The organism is Dactylosporangium sp. CA-152071 (genome assembly GCF_050936335.1).
GTDB lineage: Bacteria > Actinomycetota > Actinomycetes > Mycobacteriales > Micromonosporaceae > Dactylosporangium > Dactylosporangium maewongense.
Map to the genome: position 1 here is coordinate 4337571 of NZ_JBNJMZ010000002.1, position 17697 is coordinate 4355267.

At 76.2% G+C, this 17697-nt stretch carries 7 protein-coding genes; all 7 read left to right on the forward strand.

Features of this window, described 5'->3' with window-relative positions; all coding sequences use genetic code 11:
• Positions 1 to 48: 48 nt before the first annotated feature.
• From ACQEVZ_RS59280 to ACQEVZ_RS59310, 7 genes are read left to right on the forward strand one after another with little or no spacing between them, the layout of a single operon-like run.
• A complete protein-coding gene (locus tag ACQEVZ_RS59280) occupies positions 49 to 1509 on the forward strand; it encodes a class I adenylate-forming enzyme family protein (protein ID WP_433385749.1) in 1461 nt (486 codons plus the stop codon).
• Positions 1506 to 2981 (forward strand): condensation domain-containing protein, encoded by a 1476-nt coding sequence (locus ACQEVZ_RS59285; RefSeq protein WP_433385752.1) that lies wholly within the window; start codon positions 1506 to 1508, stop codon positions 2979 to 2981. The genes ACQEVZ_RS59280 and ACQEVZ_RS59285 overlap by 4 nt, the downstream gene beginning before the upstream one ends.
• Positions 2962 to 3960, forward strand: coding sequence for a thiamine pyrophosphate-dependent dehydrogenase E1 component subunit alpha (locus ACQEVZ_RS59290; RefSeq protein ID WP_433385755.1), 999 nt, complete (start codon positions 2962 to 2964; stop codon positions 3958 to 3960). The genes ACQEVZ_RS59285 and ACQEVZ_RS59290 overlap by 20 nt, the downstream gene beginning before the upstream one ends.
• Complete coding sequence (locus ACQEVZ_RS59295; protein WP_433385758.1) at positions 3957 to 4925, forward strand: alpha-ketoacid dehydrogenase subunit beta; 969 nt, start codon at positions 3957 to 3959, stop codon at positions 4923 to 4925. The genes ACQEVZ_RS59290 and ACQEVZ_RS59295 overlap by 4 nt, the downstream gene beginning before the upstream one ends.
• Positions 4918 to 6012: a 2-oxo acid dehydrogenase subunit E2 gene (locus ACQEVZ_RS59300; protein WP_433385760.1), complete on the forward strand. Its 1095-nt coding sequence runs from the start codon at positions 4918 to 4920 to the stop codon at positions 6010 to 6012. Before ACQEVZ_RS59295 ends, ACQEVZ_RS59300 begins: the two co-directional genes overlap by 8 nt.
• On the forward strand, positions 6009 to 12107 hold the full coding sequence (locus tag ACQEVZ_RS59305; RefSeq protein WP_433385762.1) for an amino acid adenylation domain-containing protein: 6099 nt from the start codon (positions 6009 to 6011) through the stop codon (positions 12105 to 12107). The genes ACQEVZ_RS59300 and ACQEVZ_RS59305 overlap by 4 nt, the downstream gene beginning before the upstream one ends.
• On the forward strand, positions 12104 to 17692 hold the full coding sequence (locus ACQEVZ_RS59310; RefSeq protein ID WP_433385764.1) for an amino acid adenylation domain-containing protein: 5589 nt from the start codon (positions 12104 to 12106) through the stop codon (positions 17690 to 17692). The genes ACQEVZ_RS59305 and ACQEVZ_RS59310 overlap by 4 nt, the downstream gene beginning before the upstream one ends.
• Positions 17693 to 17697: the final 5 nt, after the last annotated feature.

Below are 17697 nucleotides of genomic sequence, written 5' to 3' on the forward strand. Positions count from 1 at the left end.
GTGCGATGGATATTGCAGGACTTCACTGCGTCATGCAACCCTGTTGCCGTGGTTTTGCACGCCGTCCCGCCGACGGTTCCCCGCCTCCTCACCGACCGGTCCACATCGGAGCCGGACCGCGAGGCGCTGGTCGTCGACGGCGTCGGGGCGCTGACCGTCGGCGCCTGGCAGCGCCGTGCCACCGGCCTCGCCGAGCGGCTGCGGCAGCGCCGCGTCGCGCCGGGCGACCGCGTCGGCCTGCGGTTCGGCGCCGCCGAGTGGCTCGACTTCGCGGTCGCCTACGTGGCGGTGCAGCGATCAGGCGCGGTCGCCGTGCCGCTCCCCGGTGACGCGGCGCCCGCCGAGTTGGCGCACGCGCTCGCCGACTGCGCCGCCACCGGGCTCGTGCACGGCGGCGGCGCGCCCGGCTGGACCGGCGGGTGGACCCACGCCACGGCCGACGGCGACGACGACACCGGCGACGGCGCGGATCTGTCCACATCGGACGGCCTGGCCCAGATCCTGTACACGTCCGGCACGACGGCGCGGCCCAAGGGGGTCGCCGCCACCCACGCCAACATCACATACGGGGCGGGCGCCCGGCACCGCCCGTTCCGCCACTCGCGCCACCTGCTGCACGCGTTCTCGATCGGCACGAACGCCGCCCAGGTCATGCTGATGACCGCGCTGCTCGCCCACCCCGCCGTGGTCACACTGCCGCAGTTCACCCCGATGCGCTTCGCGCGCGCCATCACCCGCTGGTCCGCCGGCACGGTGTTCGTCGTCCCCGCGATGGCCATGGAGCTGCTCGCCGTGGCCGACGGCCACGACCTGAGCAGCGTCCGGCTGCTCGGGTCGGCCGCCGCGCCGCTGCCGGGGCCGGTCGCCGCCCGCCTCGCGGCCGCGTTCCCGAACGCGACGATCGTCAACTACTACACCTCGACCGAGGCCGCCCCGGCGCAGACCGCCATGACGTACGACCCGGAGCGCCCGGACAGCGTGGGCCGGCCGATCGCCGACGGCGGCCTGCGCGTCACCGACGAAGACGGGCGGCCCTGCGCGCCGGGCGAGATCGGCGCCGTCTGGATGCGCTCCCCCGCCCCGCCCCGCACGTACGTCGGCGACACCACGACGAGCGGCGCCACCTTCCAGGACGGCTGGGTCCGGATGGGCGACGTCGGCTACGTCGACGACGACGGCTTCCTGTTCCTCGTCGAGCGGGACGGCGACCTGGTCAAGACCGGCGCCCACCGGGTGTCGACGCTGCAGGTCGAGGCGGCCATCCACGAGCACCCGGAGGTCGCCGACGCCGCCGTCGTCGGGCTGCCCCACGAGGTGCTCGGCGTCGAGCTGGCCGCCGTGATCGTGGTCAGCGGCGGCGCGGCGCTGACCCCGCCGGCGCTGCGGGCGTTCCTCGCCGGCCGCCTCGCGCCGCACGAGATCCCCTCCCTCGTCCACGTCGTGGACAAGCTTCCGCGCAACCGCGGCGGCAAGGTCGACAAACGATCCCTGCGAAGGAGCCTGACATGATCCAGGCGTCCGCCGTCCAGCACGGCATGCGGCTCGCCGCGTCCGGTGCCGCCCCCACCGCCTACCACATGCCGCTGGTCGTCACGTTCGCCCACGAACCGGACGCCGGGCTCCTCGCCAAGTCCTGCGCGGCCGTGGTCGAGCGGCACGCGCTGCTGGCCGTCTCGGTCGTCGAGCGCGACGGCGTCACCCACCTCGCCCGCAGCACCGCTCCCGTGCTGCGCGTGGCGGGGCCGGACGAGTCGGTCGAGGAGGAGGCCACCCGCCCCTTCGACCTCGGTGAAGGACCGCTCGTCAGGTTCGCGCTGTTCGGCCGGACGCTGGTCGTCACCGCGCACCACCTGGTCGTCGACGGGCTGTCCAAGGAGGTGCTGCTGCGGGATCTGGCCGCGTTCTACGCCGGTGAGATCCCGGCGCCGCTGCCGCGCACCGCCGAGGACGAGCTCGCCGCCGAGGCGGCACGGCTGGATGCCGGCCGGGCCGCGGCGGAGGAGTTCTGGTCCGGCCGGTGGGCCGAGCCGCTGCCCGTGGTCGTCGGCGAGCACGTCCTCACCGGGCGCGACCACAGGGCCGGTCAGGTGCACGCGTTCGAGCCGCCCGTGCCCGACCTGCCCGGGCTGACCCGGTTCGAGACGCTGCTGGCCGCGGTCCACGCCCTGCTCGGCGGGTACGGCAACCCGCGCGTCACGACCGGCGTCGACGTGTCCACCCGGGAGCCCGGCGCGTTCGACACCGTCGGCCCGTTCGCGACCGAGTTCCCCGTCGACACGCGGCCCGGCGCGGACTCCCCGTTCGCGGAGTTCGCCGCCGGGGTCCGGGCGACGCTCCGCGCGATGTACCCGCACCGGTCGGTGCCCCTCGCCCGCGCGGTGCGCCGGCTGCAGCCGCACGCCGCGATCGCGCCCGTCTCCGTCAGCTACCGCCGGGTCGGCGCCGCGCCACGGTTCGACGGCGCCCCGGCGGCCGTCGACTGGCTGGCGTTCGCCGGCAGCGTGCGCGGCGACCTGCAGCTGCAGGCGGTCGACGACGGCACGACGGTCACCGCCCGGCTGCGCCACCCGGCCGCCGCGGCGCCCGTCGCCGCGCGGTTCGCCGGCGACCTCTGCGCGGTGCTCACCCGGGTCGCCGCCGATCCGGGGACCCTGCTGCGCGACCTGAGCCCCGCTGCCGCCTCGGGCGCCTCGGGCGCCTCCGGTACCTCCGTGCCGCCCGCCGCGGCCGGGGCGCCGGCCACCGCGCCGGCACCGGCCGGCGGCGAGCTCGTGGAGCCGGTCTTGGCCATCTGGCGCGACGTGCTCGGCGACCCCGCCATCGGCCCCGACGACGACCTGTTCGACCTGGGCGGCGACTCGCTGACCGCGACGCAGATCATCGCGCGGATGCGCAAGACGCTCGGCGTCGACGTCGACATCGACACGTTCTTCGACCACCCGACGGTCAACGGAGTCCTGGATGCCGTCAGCGCTTCCTGAGGCGCTCGCTGAGGCGCTCGCTGAGGCGCCCGCCGAGGCACCCACCGAGGCACCCGCTGAGGCGCCCGACCGGGCGGCGATGCTGCTCATCCGGCACTTCGAGACGGCGCTGCTGGACCTCTTCGCACGCGGCGAGCTGTCCGGGACCACGCACACCTGCCTCGGCCAGGAGTACGTGCCCGTGGCCGTGAGCGGCCTGCTCGGTCCGGACGACCACGTGCTGAGCAACCACCGCGGGCACGGCCACTACCTCGCCCGGTTCGACGACCCGGAGGGGCTCCTCGCGGAGATCATGGGCCGGGCCGGTGCCGTGTGCCACGGCGTCGGCGGCAGCCAGCACATCCACCGGCGCGGGTACCTGTCCACCGGTGTGCAGGGTGAGAGCCTGCCGGTCGCGGCCGGGCTCGCCCTGCACCTGCGCCGCCACCGGCCGGGCGCGCTCGCCTGCGCGTACATCGGCGACGGCACCTGGGGCGAGGGCGCGGTGTACGAGGCGCTCAACATCGCCGCGCTGTGGCGGCTGCCGCTGCTGGTCGTGGTGGAGCACAACGGGATCGCCCAGTCGACGCCCACCGGGCACGCCATGGCCGGCACCGTCGCCGGGCGCGCCGCCGCGTTCGGACTGGCCCACACACTGGTCACCGCGACCGACCCGGCCCGCATCAGGGCGGAGCTCGCCCCGTTCGTCGCCGGTGTACGCGACGGCGCGCCGCTCATCGTCGAGTTCCGCACCCCGCGGCTCGGCCCGCACAGCAAGGGCGACGACACCCGCCCCGCCGACCAGGTCGCGGCGCTGGCCGACTGGTACCCGGCGGTGGCCGCCGCCGCGCCGGACCTCGACCGCGCCCAGCGGGACCGCGTCGCCCGCGTCGTCGCCGAGGTGTCGGCCCGCCCACCCGCCGAGTGGACCGGCCGGCCGCGGGAGGACCGCGTCGCCGGGGCTTCCGCGCACCCCGCCGCCGGGTGGGCCGTCTCATGAGGGTCGCCGAGAACATCAACGCCGCGCTGCACACGGTCCTGGCGGGCGACGAGCGGGCGTACCTCATCGGTGAGGACCTCCTCGACCCGTACGGCGGCGCGTTCAAGGTCGCGCGCGGGCTCTCCACCCGGTTCCCGGACCGGGTGCTGTCCACCCCGATCAGCGAGTCGGCCATCACCGGCATCGCGGCCGGCCTGGCCCTGGCCGGCGACACCGCGATCGTCGAGTACATGTTCGCCGACTTCCTCACCCTCGGCTTCGACCAGCTGGTCAACTTCGCCGCCAAGTCCGTCACCATGTACGGCGAACGGCTGCCGATGCGCATGGTCGTGCGCTGCCCCAGCGGCGGCGGCCGCGGCTACGGGCCGACGCACAGCCAGAGCCTGACGAAGCACCTGATCGGCGTGCCCGGCCTCGCCGTGTTCGAGATGTCGCCGTTCCGCGACGCGGCCGAGGTGTTCGCCGAGATGCTGGCGCTCGGGCAGCCGTGCGTGTTCGTCGAGGACAAGATCCTCTACACCCGCCGGATGCTGCCCGCCGTGGCCGCCCCGTTCACGGGCGAGGTGCGCGACGGCGTGGCGTACGTCGGGACCGGCGAACGCCCGGAGCTGGTCCTGATCGCGCCGGGCGGCATGGCCGAGCGCGCCCTGGCGGCGCTGCGGACGCTGCTGATCGAGCAGGAGATCGCCGGACTGCTGGTCGTCCCTTCGCGGCTGTACCCGGTGCGCCTCGACCTGCCGCCCGTCCCGCACGTCGTGGTGGCCGAGGACGGCACCGCCGGCGGCACCTGGGGCGCCGAGGTCGCGCATCACGTCCACGCGCGCCACTTCGCGGACCTCGCCGCGCCCGTGACGCTCGTCCACGGCGCCGACGCCGTCATCCCCGCCGCACCACACCTGGAGCGTCACGTGCTCGTGAGCGCCGGCACCATCCACGACGCGCTGGTGAGGACAGTCCGTGCCTGAGATCGCGGTGCCGAAGCTCAACACCAACGACGACAGCTACGTGCTGCTCGCCTGGCTCGCCCCGGACGGCGAGGCGGTCCTCGCCGGCGCGCCGGTCGCCGAGGTGGAGACGTCGAAGGCGGTCGAGGAGCTGACCGCCGCGACGGGCGGCGTCCTGCGCCACCGCGCGGCGACCGGCGCCGAGATCGCCCCCGGTCAGGTGATCGCCGTCCTCGACGACCCCACCGCCGTCAGCGCGGCGCCGGTCCCGGGACCGGCCGGCGACGACGGCCCGACGATCACCGCGCCGGCCCGCGCCCGCATGGCAGAGCTCGGTGTCAGCGCCGGGCAGGTCGCCGCGCTCGGCCGCCCGATCGTCCGCCGCGCCGACATCGACGCACTGGTGGCCGTGCCGCCGCTTGTGGCGACGGACAGGGCGACCGGCAGCCTGTCCCGCAACCAGCGTGCGGTCGCCCGGACGGTGGCCCGGTCGCACGCCACCGTCCCGGCCGCGTACACCGCGATGACGATCGACGTCGGCGCCGCCCTGGAGCGGATGCCCCGGCTGACCCGCGCGGTGCGGCGGCCCGTCGGCCTCGCCGAGCTGTTCGTCGCCGCGATCGGGGCGGCGCACGCCGAGCACCCGATGTGCTTCGCGCGGCTCGACGACGACGGCCACACCCTGCACCCGGCCTTCGCCGCGCACGTCGGCGTCACCGTCGACCTCGGCGAAGGCCTGTACGTGCCGGTGGTCCGCGACGCCGGCACCGCGACGGTCGCCGAGATCGCCCGGGCCCTCGCCAGGTTCCGGGTCACGGCGGCCGGCGGCGCGTTCCGTCCGTCCGAACTGGACGGTGCGACCATCACGCTGACCCTCCACCAGGACGCCGATGTGAGCCTGGCGATCCCGATCGTGTACCCGGGCCAGACCTGCGCGGTCGCGGTCACCGCCCCGCGGCCCGAGCTGCACCTCGGCGACGACGGCCGGCCGGCGGCCCGCACCGTGAGCCAGGTCGGTCTCGCCTACGACCACCGCGTCGTCAACGGCCGCGAGGCGGCGCGGTTCCTGGCCGCGCTGGCCCGCACGCTGCAGGAGGAGCCGCGATGAGGCCGCTGCTGCCCGGCCAGGAGCGGCTGTGGTTCCTGCACCAGCTGGATCCGGCCGACGCGTCGTACCACCTGCCGCTGGTCCTGCACGTGCGCGGCCGCCTGGACCGGGCGGCCCTGGAGCGCGCGCTGGACGCGGTGACCGACCGGCACGACACCCTGCGGTCCCGGGTCGCGCAGCTCGACGGCGCGCCCGTGCTGGCACCGGCCGCCGGCGGCGTCCGGCTGGAGACCGCCGCCGCGACCGGCCTGGACGAGGCCCGCGACCTGGTCGCCGCGTTCGTGACGCGGCCGTTCGACCTCGCCGCCGGCCCGATGGCCCGCTTCCTGCTGATCGGCGTCGGGCCGGACGAGCACGTGCTCGCGCTCGCCGCCCACCACGTCGCGGCCGACGGCTGGTCGCTGCAGGTGCTGCGCCGCGACCTCGACGCGCTGTACCAGGCGTACGCCACCGGCGCCACCAGCGCCCCCGTGGCACTGCCGGACCTGCCGGAGCTGCCGCCGGTCCCGGACGATGCCGCCCCGGGCGCCGCGACGGACCTCGGGTACTGGACCGGACGGCTGGCCGGCGCCCCGGTGCTGGACCTGGCGACCGACCGGCCCCGGCCCCCGGTGCGCCGCGGGCGCGGCAGCTCCGTCGTCTTCGACATCCCCGTCGACCTGCTGCGCCGCCTGGAGTCCGTGGCCCGGTCCGAGCGCACCACCGTGTTCACCGCGCTGGTCGCGGCGTTCTCGCTGCTGCTCGGCCGGATGAGCGGCCAGGACGACGTCTGCCTCGGCACGCCGGTCCTCGGCCGCGACGACCCGGACCTCGACGACCGCGTCGGCTGCTACTCCGAGACCCTGGTCCTGCGGACGGACCTGTCGGGCGACCCGACGTTCCGCGCGCTGCTGCGGACGGCCCGCCGGACCGTGCTCGGCGCGCTGAGCCACGCCGCCCCGTTCGAACGCGTGGTGTCGGCGGTCGGCGCGCCCCGCGACCGCAGCCGCACCCCGCTGTTCCAGGCCATGCTCATGTACCTGCGGCAGGAGCAGGACCGGCCGCGCCTCGGCGGCCTCGACGTCGAGCTGCTGGACCACCCGTTCGACGTCGCCCGCACCGACGTGTCCCTCGACGTCATCCAGGGCCCCGAGGCCGCGGTCGGCGTGCTCACGGTCGACCGTGACCTGTTCGACCCCGGCACCGCGCAGCGGTGGATCCGCCGGCTGCTCGTCCTGCTCGACGACGCGGCCCGGCGGCCCGACGTCCCGGCCGGTGACCTGCGCCGGCTCGACGACGACGAGCGGCGCGAGGCGCTGACCCGCTGGAACGGCACGGGCCCCGGGGAGACCACCCCGCTGGTCGCCGAGCTGTTCCGGGAGCGGGCCCGGGCCACGCCGGACGCCGTCGCGGTCACCGGCGACGGCGGCGACCTCACCTACCGCGAGCTCGACGCCGAGGTCGACCGGCTGGCCGCCCGCCTCCGCGGGCGCGGGCCGCTGATCGGGGTCGGGCTGTCCCGGCGCCCGGCGATGGTGGTCGCGCTCCTCGCCGTCTGGCGGGCCGGCGCCGCGTACCTGCCGCTCGACCCGGCGTACCCGGCCGACCGGCTCGCGTTCGTCATCGCCGACGCGGGCGTCGGCACGGTGCTCACCGAGCCGGCGTTCGCGGACCGGTTCGGCGCGGCGGCGCTGCTCATCGACGCCGCCGACGACGAACCGCGGGACGAGGCCGCCGCTGTCACCGCCGTCGCCGCCATCGGCCCGGACGACCCGGCCTATGTGCTGTACACGTCGGGGTCCACCGGACGGCCCAAGGGCGTCGTCGTGCCGCACGGCGCGCTCGCCGCGTTCGTCGCCGCGATGGCCGCCGTCACCGGGCCGCAGGCGGGCCGCGCCTGGCTGGCGCTCACCTCGCTGTCGTTCGACATCTCCGGGCTCGAGCTGTTCCTGCCGCTCAGCCGCGGCGGCCGGGTCGTCGTCGCCGGCGACGCGCAGACCGGCGACGGCGCGGCGCTGCGGGCGCTCATCGCCGCGACCGGCGTCACCGACGTGCAGGCCACCCCGTCCGGCTGGCGGATGCTGCTCGCGGCCGGCTTCGACCACGACGTGCCGGCCGCGCTGGTCGGCGGTGAGGCGCTGCCCGTGCCGCTCGCCGCCGAGCTGCGCGGCAAGGTCGGCCGGCTGACCAACGTGTACGGCCCGACCGAGACGACGATCTGGTCGACGTACTGGCCGGTGCCCGGCGACCCGGCGGCCGTCACGATCGGCGGCCCGATCCCGGGCACCCGGGTGTACGTCGTCGACGACCGGATGCGGCCCGTCCCCGCCGGCGTGCCCGGCGAGCTCGTCATCGCCGGTGCCGGCGTCGCGCTCGGCTACCTGCGCCGGCCCCGGCTGACCGCCGACCGGTTCGTGCCCGACCCGTGGGGCCCGGCGGGAGCACGGATGTACCGGACCGGCGACCGCGCCCGCCGGCTGGTGGACGGCACCCTCGAGTTCCTCGGCCGGCTCGACACCCAGGTCAAGGTCCGCGGCCACCGGGTCGAGCTGGGCGAGGTCGAGACCGTGCTCGCCGGCTGCCCGGGCGTCGCCGCCGCGGTCGCCGCGGTCCGCGACGACGCGCTCGCCGCGTACGTCACGGCCCGCCCCGGCGCCGTCATCGACCCGGACGCGATCCGCGACGCGGCCCGCACCACCCTCCCGGCCTACGCCGTGCCGGCCACGGTCACGGTCCTCGACGCGCTGCCGCTCACCCCGAACGGCAAGGTGGACCGGGCCGCCCTGCCCGACCCGCGACCGTCCGCCACCGCCGCGTACGTGCCACCGCGCACCGCGGCCGAGACGCGCGTCGCCGCGGTGTTCGCCGAGGTGTTCGGCGTCGCGGTGGGTGCCCACGACGACTTCTTCGCGCTCGGCGGCCACTCGCTGCTGGCCGTCAAGGTCGCGGCGCGGCTGCCCGGCCTGACGGTCCGCGACCTGTTCGACCATCCCGCGGTCGAGGCCCTCGCCCGTCGGATCCCGGTCGCCGCCGGCGATGCCGGTGCCGGCGTGCCGGAACGCGCGCCGGCGCTGTCCGACGCCCAGCGCCGCCTCTGGTTCCTGCAGCGGCTGGACCCGCGCGACGCGTCGTACAACATGTTCCTGGTGCTGCGCCTGCGCGGCCGGCTGGACCGCCACGCGCTGCGGCGGGCCCTGGACGCCCTCGCCGCCCGGCACGTCGCGCTGCGGTGCGCCTACCCGGAGGTCGGGGGCGAGCCGGCCGTCGAGGTCGGGCCCGCGACCGTGCCGTTCGAGGAGATCCCGCTGGAGTCCGCGGCCGAGCCGGAGGCGGCGGCCCGGGCCGCCGTCGCGGACCGGACGAACGCGCCGTTCGACCTCCGGGACGGCGCGCCGGTGCGGGCCGCGCTGCTCCGGCTCGCCCCCGACGATCACGTCCTCTGCCTGGTCGTGCACCACATCGCCGGGGACGGCTGGTCGCTCAACGTCCTGCGGGAGGACCTCGCCGCGCTCTACGCCGGGCTGCCGTTGGCGCCGCTGCCGCCCGTACCGGCGAACGACGGCGACCAGGAGGCCGACCTCGCGTACTGGCGGGACCGCCTCGCCGAGCCGACCGCGCTCGACCTGCCGACGGACCGGCCCCGCCCGGCCGAGCCCACCCACCGCGGCGCGTTCCTCGGCGCCCACCTGCCGGCCGGCGTCACCGCCCGCCTCGAGAGCCTGGCCGGCCAGTCCCGCACCAGCCTCTTCGCCGTGCTGCTCGCGGCCTACCAGGCGCTGCTCGCCCGGCACACCGGCCAGTCCGACGTCCTGGTCGGCTCGACCCTGGCGGCCCGGGACCGGGTCGAGACCGAGCGGGCCGTCGGCTACTTCGCCAGGACCGTCGTGCTGCGCAACCAGGTCGACCCGGCCGAGCCGTTCACCGGCCTGCTCGGCCGGGCCCGCGAGTGCGTGCTGGACGCGCTCACCCACGCCGAGGCGCCGTTCGAGCACCTCGCCGCCGGGGCGGCGCCGCTGTTCCAGACCATGTGCATCCTGCACACCCAGGACGAGGGCACCCCGGTCGACCGGTTCGCCGACCTGCACGCGTCGTTCTTCGACTCCGGCTACCGGCAGGCCAAGTTCGACCTGATGCTGGAGGCGTGGCGGGCCGCCGACGGCCTGACGCTCGTCTTCGGCTACGACACCGACCTGCTCGACGCGGCGACGGTCGAGCGCTGGGCCCGCCGGTTCGAGGTGCTGTGCGCCGGCATCGCCGCCGACCCGGGCGCCGCGGTCGGCGCGCTGCCGCTGCTGACCGCCGCCGACGAGGCGCTCGTCGGCTCGCTCGCCGCCCCGCCGCCCTCCCCGCCGCAGCCGCTGGCTCCCGGGCTGCCCCGGCTCGCGGCGCCAGATACGGTCGCGATCCGCTGCGGCAGCGAGTCGCTGACGTACGCCGAGCTCAACCGCCGGGCCGACGCACTTGCCTTGGCGCTGCGCGCGGCCGTCGTCGCGGGCCCGCCGGTCGTCGCCGTCGCCGCGCACCGGGACATCGGCACGATCGTCGCGCTGCTGGCGGTCTGGCGGGCCGGCGGCGCGTACCTGCCGATCGACCCGGAGCAGCCGGCCGGGCGGATCGCGGAGCTCGTCGCCGGCAGCGGGGCCGGGCCGGCCGTCGGGGACGCGCCCTGGCCCGACGGTCTCCGGGTCGTCGCGCCGCCTGCCGGGACGGTGCCGGCGGTCGACCACGCGGCCCCGGACGGCGCCGCGTACGTGCTGTACACCTCCGGGTCCACCGGCACCCCGAAGGCCGTGGTCGTCGACCACGAGGCGCTCGCCGCCCGGGTCGGCTGGATGCGCCGCGACTACCGGCTCGGCCCGGGCGACACGGTCGTGCAGTTCGCGCCGCTCGCGTTCGACGCGCACGCGGAGGAGCTCTGGCCCGCGCTCGGCGCCGGGGCCACGGTGCGGCTGCTCCCGGACGGCCCGCTCAGCCTGCCCGACGTGCTCGCCGGCCCGGACGGCGCCGGCGTCACCGTGCTCGACCTGCCCACCGCGTACTGGCACGACCTGGTCGCCCAGATCGACGCGATCGCCTGGCCGCCCCGGCTGCGGCTGGTGATCCTCGGCGGCGAGGCGGTGCACGCGGCGGCCGTGGCCCGCTGGCGCGCCCGGTTCGGCGACACCGTGCGGCTGGTGAACACGTACGGCCCCACCGAGGCAACGATCATCGCGACCTCGACCGACCTCGGCCCGGACGACACGACCGGCCCGCCGCCGATCGGCGTGCCGCTGCCCGGGGTGCGCGTCGCGGTCGTCGACGCCGGCCTGCGCCCGGTGCCGCCCGGCGCCTACGGCGAGCTGCTGCTCGGCGGCGCCGGCCTGGCCCGCGGCTACCTCGGCCGGGACGACCTCACCCGGGACCGGTTCGTCACGTGGCCTCCATCAGGGCGCGGCGCGCGCTGCTACCGGACCGGCGACCGCGTGCGGCTGCGGGCCGACGGCCGCCTCGACTTCGCCGGCCGGCTCGACGACCAGCTGAAGGTCCGCGGGTTCCGGATCGAGCCGGCCGAGGTGGAGCACCACCTCCTGGAGTGCCCGGGGGTGACCGGGGCGGTGGTCGTCGCGCACGGCGGCGCCCTGGTCGCGTACGTCGCCGGCACCGCACCGACCGGCGCGCTGCGCGCCCGGCTCGCGGCCCGGCTCCCCGGCCACCTGGTGCCGGACCGCTGGGTCGCGGTCGACGCGCTCCCCCGTACCCCAACCGGGAAGGTCGACCGGAGAGCCCTGCCACCGCCCCTTGAGGGTGCTGAGAGTGCTGACGGCAGCGACGGACCGTTCACGCCGCCGCGCACCGACGCCGAGCAGCTGATCGCCGACGTCTGGACCGAGGTCCTCGGCCTCGACCGCGTCGGCGCGGACGACGACTTCTTCACCCTCGGCGGCCACTCGCTGCTCGCCGTCCGCGTGGCCGCCCGGCTGCGCGCCATGACCGACCTCGACCTGCCCATCCGCCTGCTCTTCACGCACCGCCGGCTGGCCGACCTGGCCACCGCGGTCGAGCAGCGGCTGCTCGACGATCTGGCCGAGCTCAGCGACGACGAGGTGGCCGGCCTGCTGGAAGCGGAGACCCGATGACCGTCGACGAAGCCCGCCGGGCGCTGCTGGCCCAACGACTGCGCCGGCGCACGGCGACCCGCACCGTCCCCACCCGGCCGGCCGGCACGGTGCCGCCGCTGTCGTTCGCGCAGGAACGGCTCTGGTTCATGGAGCAGTACGCTCCCGGCAACCGCGCCTACCTCGTGCCGGTGGCCCGGCGGATCCGGCGCCCGGTCGACGCCGACCGGCTGGCCGGGGCGCTGCGCCGCGTCGTCGCCCGCCACGAGGCGCTGCGGACCCGGTTCCCGGCCCGGGACGACGGGATCCCGACGCTCGTCGTCGACGAGGACCCGGCCGTCGACCTGGCCGTCGTCGACGTCGCCGACGACGCCGCCGCCCGGGCCGCGGTCGAGGCGGTGCACGCCCGCGGGTTCGACCTCGCCGCCGAGCAGCCGCTGCGGGCCGCGCTGATCCGGCTGTCCCCGGACGACGCGATCCTGGCCATGGCCGTGCACCACATCGCGATCGACGGCTGGTCCGTGCCGCTGCTGCTGGCCGAGCTGATGACCGCGTACGACGGCGGCGACCTGCCCGCCCTGCCCGTCCAGTACGGCGACTACGCGGCCTGGCAGCGCGACAGGCCGGCGCCCGACGTCGCCCGCTGGGCGGAGCGCCTGGACGGCGTCGAGCCCCTCGCGCTGCCGACGGACCGGCCGCGCCCGGCCGAGCTGACCTACGCCGGCGGCAGCGTCGAGTTCGAGCTCGACGCCGGTCTCGCGGCCGGCGTCCGGGCCCTCGCCGACAGCCACGGCGCCTCGCTGTACATGACGATGCTGGCCGCCTACGCCTGCCTGCTCGGCCGGCACGCGCACCAGACCCGGCTCACGATCGGCTCCCCCATCGCCGGCCGCGGCGTCCCGGAGCTGGAGAACCTCATCGGCTGCTTCGTCAACACGCTGGTCATGCCCGTCGACCTGAGCGGCGACCCGACCTTCACCGAGCTGCTGCTGCGGGTGCGGGAGACCGCGCTCACCGGGTTCGCCGACGCCGACACGCCCTTCGAACGCGTCGTCGCCGACCTCAACCTGCCCCGCGACGTGTCCCGGTCGCCGCTGTTCCAGGCGCTGCTCGCGGTGCAGAACTACGGCACGGGCGGCGGCGACGGCCTCGACGGGTACGAGATCAGGTCGTGGGCGACCCGCTACGACCTCGAGCTGTACATCAGCGACACCGCCGACGGTGGGCTGTGGGGCCAGTTCATCCACAACACGGCACTCTTCGACGCGGCGACCGTGCGGCGGCTCGTCAGCCACCTGACCGCGCTCCTGCGCGGCGCCGTCGCCGACCCGCTGACGCCGGTGGCCGCGCTCGACCTGCGCGACGACGACGAACGCGCGGCGCAGGCCGCCTGGAACGCTACCGCCGCCCCGTTCGACGCCGGCGCCACCCTGCCCGGCCTGTTCGCCGCGCGGGTCGCCGCCACCCCGGCCGCGCCGGCCGTGACGTTCGACGGCACCACGTGGAGCTACGCCGAGCTGGACGCCTACTGCGACCGGGTGGCCGCGGCGCTGCGGCCGGTGGGCGCCGGACCGGGCACGCGGATCGGCGTGTGCGCGCCGCGCTCGCTCCAGCTGCCCGGCGCGCTGCTCGGCGTGCTGCGCACCGGCGCCGCGTACGTGCCGCTGGACCCCGACTACCCGGTCGAGCGGCTGGCCTTCATGGCGGCCGACGCGGACCTGCGGGCCGTGCTCGTCCTCGACCCACCGGCCGGCCTCGCCGACGCGTTCGCCACCTGCCCGGTGATCCGCCTCGACCATCTCGACCCGGCGGATCCCGGGCCCGCCACCGCGGACCTGCCACCCCGCACGGATCCCCAGCCCGCCACCGCGGAGCTGCCGCCCCGCACGGATCCCCAGCCTGCCGCCGCGGACATGTCGCCCCGCACCGATTCCCGGCCCGCCACCGCAGACTTGTCGGCCCGCACCGATACCCAGCCCGCCACGGCGGATCCCCTGGCCGCCGCCGCGGATATGTCGGCTCGCTCCGCTCCCCGACATATCCGAAATTTCAACATTTCGGTGCCGCCGACCGCCACCGACACCGCCTACGTCATCTACACCTCCGGCTCGACCGGACGACCCAAGGGCGTGCCCAACGGCCACCGCGGCGTGGTCAACCGGCTCACCTGGATGCAGGAACGCTTCCGCCTGACCGCCGACGACGTCGTACTGCAGAAGACACCCGCCGGGTTCGACGTGTCCGTCTGGGAGTTCTTCTGGCCGCTCATCATCGGCGCGCGCCTGGTCCTCGCCCAGCCGGGCGGCCACCGGGACGCGGCGTACCTGCGGACACTCATCGACCGCGAAGGCGTCACCGTCCTCCACTTCGTGCCGTCGATGCTCGCCGCATTCCTCGCGGAGGAGACGACGCCCGGCGGCGCCGGCCTGCGCGCCGTCGTCTGCTCCGGCGAGGAGCTGCCGGCCGACCTCGCCCGCCGCTGCCTGGCCGCGCTGCCCGCCGCCGAGCTGCACAACCTGTACGGCCCGACCGAGGCCGCCATCGACGTCAGCGCCTGGACCGTCACCGCCGAAGCGCTCGGCGACGCCCACCGCGTGCCGATCGGCGCCCCGGTCGCCAACACCACCATGCACGTCCTCGACGACCGGCTCCGGCCGCAGCCCGTCGGGGTGCCCGGCGAGCTGCACATCGGCGGCGTCCAGGTCGCGGAGGGCTACCTGCGGCGGCCGCGGCTGACCGCCGAACGCTTCGTGCCCGACCCCTTCGGGGCGCCCGGCGCCCGGCTGTACCGCACCGGCGACCTGGCCCGCTGGCGGCCCGACGGCACGCTGGAGTTCCTCGGCCGCATCGACGGGCAGGTCAAGCTGCGCGGCCAGCGCATCGAGCTCGGCGAGATCGAGGCGGTGCTGCGCGAGCAGCCGGGCGTCCGGGACGCCGCCGTCATCGTCCGCGAGGACCACCCCGGCGACCAACGGCTCGTCGCGTACGTCGTCGGCGCCGCGCCGGACCGCGCCGCGCTGAAGCGCCTGCTGCCCGACGCCATGGTCCCGGCCGCGTTCGTCGAGCTCGACGCGCTGCCGCTGTCGGCGAACGGCAAGCTCGACCGGCGCGCCCTGCCGGCCCCGGTCCGCGCGGCGGGCGGCGGGACCGCGCCGGCCACCCCGACCGAGCAGGTCGTCGCCGACGTCTGGTCGGCCGTGCTCAACGTCCCCGCGGTCGGCGCCGACGACGACTTCTTCGACCTCGGCGGCCACTCGCTGCTGGCGACGCAGGTGGTGGCCCGGCTCCGCAGGACCGGCGCCGCGGTCGGCGTCATCGACCTGTTCCAGAACCCGACCGTGCGGGAGCTCGCCGCCCTCATCGACCGGCCCGACGACGGCCCGCGGGCGGTGATCCGGCGCCTCACGCCGAACCGGCCGAAGGCCGACATCTCCCTGATCTGCGTGCCGTTCGGCGGCGGCAGCGCCGTGGTGTACCAGCCTCTCGCGGACGCGCTGCCCGAGCGGTACGCGGTGTACTCGGTCGCCATCCCCGGCCACGACGTCGGCGTCATCGAGGACCGGCTCGACTTCGACGCGCTCATCGACCGCTGCGTCGCCGAGATCCTCGCGACGATCGAAGGGCCGATCAGCCTGTACGGCCACTGCGGCGTCGGGTCGGCCCTCGCCGTCGCCCTCGCGCGGCGGCTGGAGGCGGCCGGCCGGGACCTGCGCACCGTGTACATCGGCGCGATGTTCCCGTTCGCCGAACCGCGCGGCCGCCTGGCCCGGACGCTGTCGAAGCTCGCGCGGATGGAGTCGCTGCGCGGCGACCGGATCTACCACAACTGGCTGACCTCGATCGGCGCCGACCTCGGCGGCCTCGACCCGGCGGAGGCCCGCCACATCGTGCGCAACCTGCGCCGCGACTCCGTCGACGCCGAGCGGTACTACACCGGGATGTACGCGACCGGCGCCGAGCGGCTGCGGGCCTCGTTCGTCACCGTCGTCGGCACCCGCGACCCGGCCACCGAGTTCTACGAGGAACGGTTCCGCGAGTGGCACTTCCTGTCCGACGACAGCGCCGTCGTGGTGCTGCGGGAGGCCGGGCACTTCTTCCTGAAGTACCGGGCCACCGAGATCGCCGAGATCATCGACACGCCCATGTTCGAACCGTCGGCGCCGGCCGACGGGCCGGGCCGCACCTGGTACCGGCACGGTGTGTCGCACGGCCGTGAGGTCGCCACCGGCCCGCAGCCGAGCCTCGGCCGGTTCGCGGCCGTCTCCGCCGGCCAGCTGGCGTCGATGTTCGGGTCGGCGCTCACCGAGTTCGCGATCCCGGTCTGGATCTACCTGACCACCGGGTCGGTCGCGCAGTTCGCGTTGTTCGCGGTGCTCGGCCTGGTCCCGGGTCTGATCACGTTGCCGATCGCCGGCGCGCTCGTCGACCGGCACGACCGGCGCCGCATCGTGCTCGCCGGCGACCTGGCCGCCGGCGGGGTCCAGGCCGTGCTGGCCGCGCTGCTCTGGGCCGGGCAGCTCAGCGTCGCCGCTCTCTATCCGGCCACGGTCGCGCTGTCGGTCGCGCTGTCGTTCCAGCGCATCGCGTACACCTCCGCGATCCCCCAGCTGGTGCCGAAGCGGCTGCTCGGCCACGCCGCCGGCATCGGCCAGCTCGGGGCCGGCCTCGCCCAGCTGCTCGCCCCGCTGCTGGGCGCCGGGCTGCTCGCCACGATCGGGCTGCGCGGCATCCTCACGCTCGACGTGGCGACCTACCTCGTCGCGGTCGTCGTCGTCCTGGCGGTGCGGTTCCCCGCCACCATGCCGTGGCGGCGCCACGAGACGCTGCGCGCGGAGATCGCCGGCGGCTTCCGGTACGTCTGGGGCAACCGGAACTTCCGCCGCATGCTGCTCTGGTTCGCCGTCCTGAACGTGCCGCTGTCCGCGATCTTCCTGATGCTCTCGCCGCTGGTCCTGTCGTTCGGCACGCTGCGTCAGGTCGGCCAGGTATCGTTCGTCTCCGCGCTCGGCGTGTTCCTGGGCGGCCTGGTGATGGCCGCCTGGGGCGGCCCGCAGCACCGGCGGATGTTCGGCGTCCTCGTCGCGACGCTCGGCCTGGCCGTGTGCGCGCTCGTCACCGGCCTGCGCGAGAACCTGGTCCTGATCGGCGCCGGCGCGCTCGGCCTCGCGCTGGCCCTGACGCTGCTCAACGGCGTGTACACCACGATCATCCAGGTCAAGGTCCCGCAGCGGCTGCACGGGCGGGTGTTCTCCCTGAACACGCTGATCGCGTGGTCGACGATGCCGATCGGGTTCGGGGTCGTCGCGCCCTTCGGCGCCGAGCTGTTCCGCCCGCTGCTGCGCGACGGCGGCCCCCTCGCGGGCAGCCTCGGCCCCGTGTTCGGCACCGGTCCGCAGCGCGGGCTCGGCCTCATGTTCGCCGTGTTCGCGATCGCCGTCGCCGCCGTCGCCGCGGTCGGGCTGCGGGTGCTGCGCCGCTTCGACGACGAGGTGCCCGACGCCCTCGCCGACGACCTGGTCGGCCTGGCCGTGCTGGACACGCCGGCCACCGACATCCAGCACGCCCTGGACGCGGCGGCGCGGGCCGCCACCCACCGCCCATCGTGAAGGGA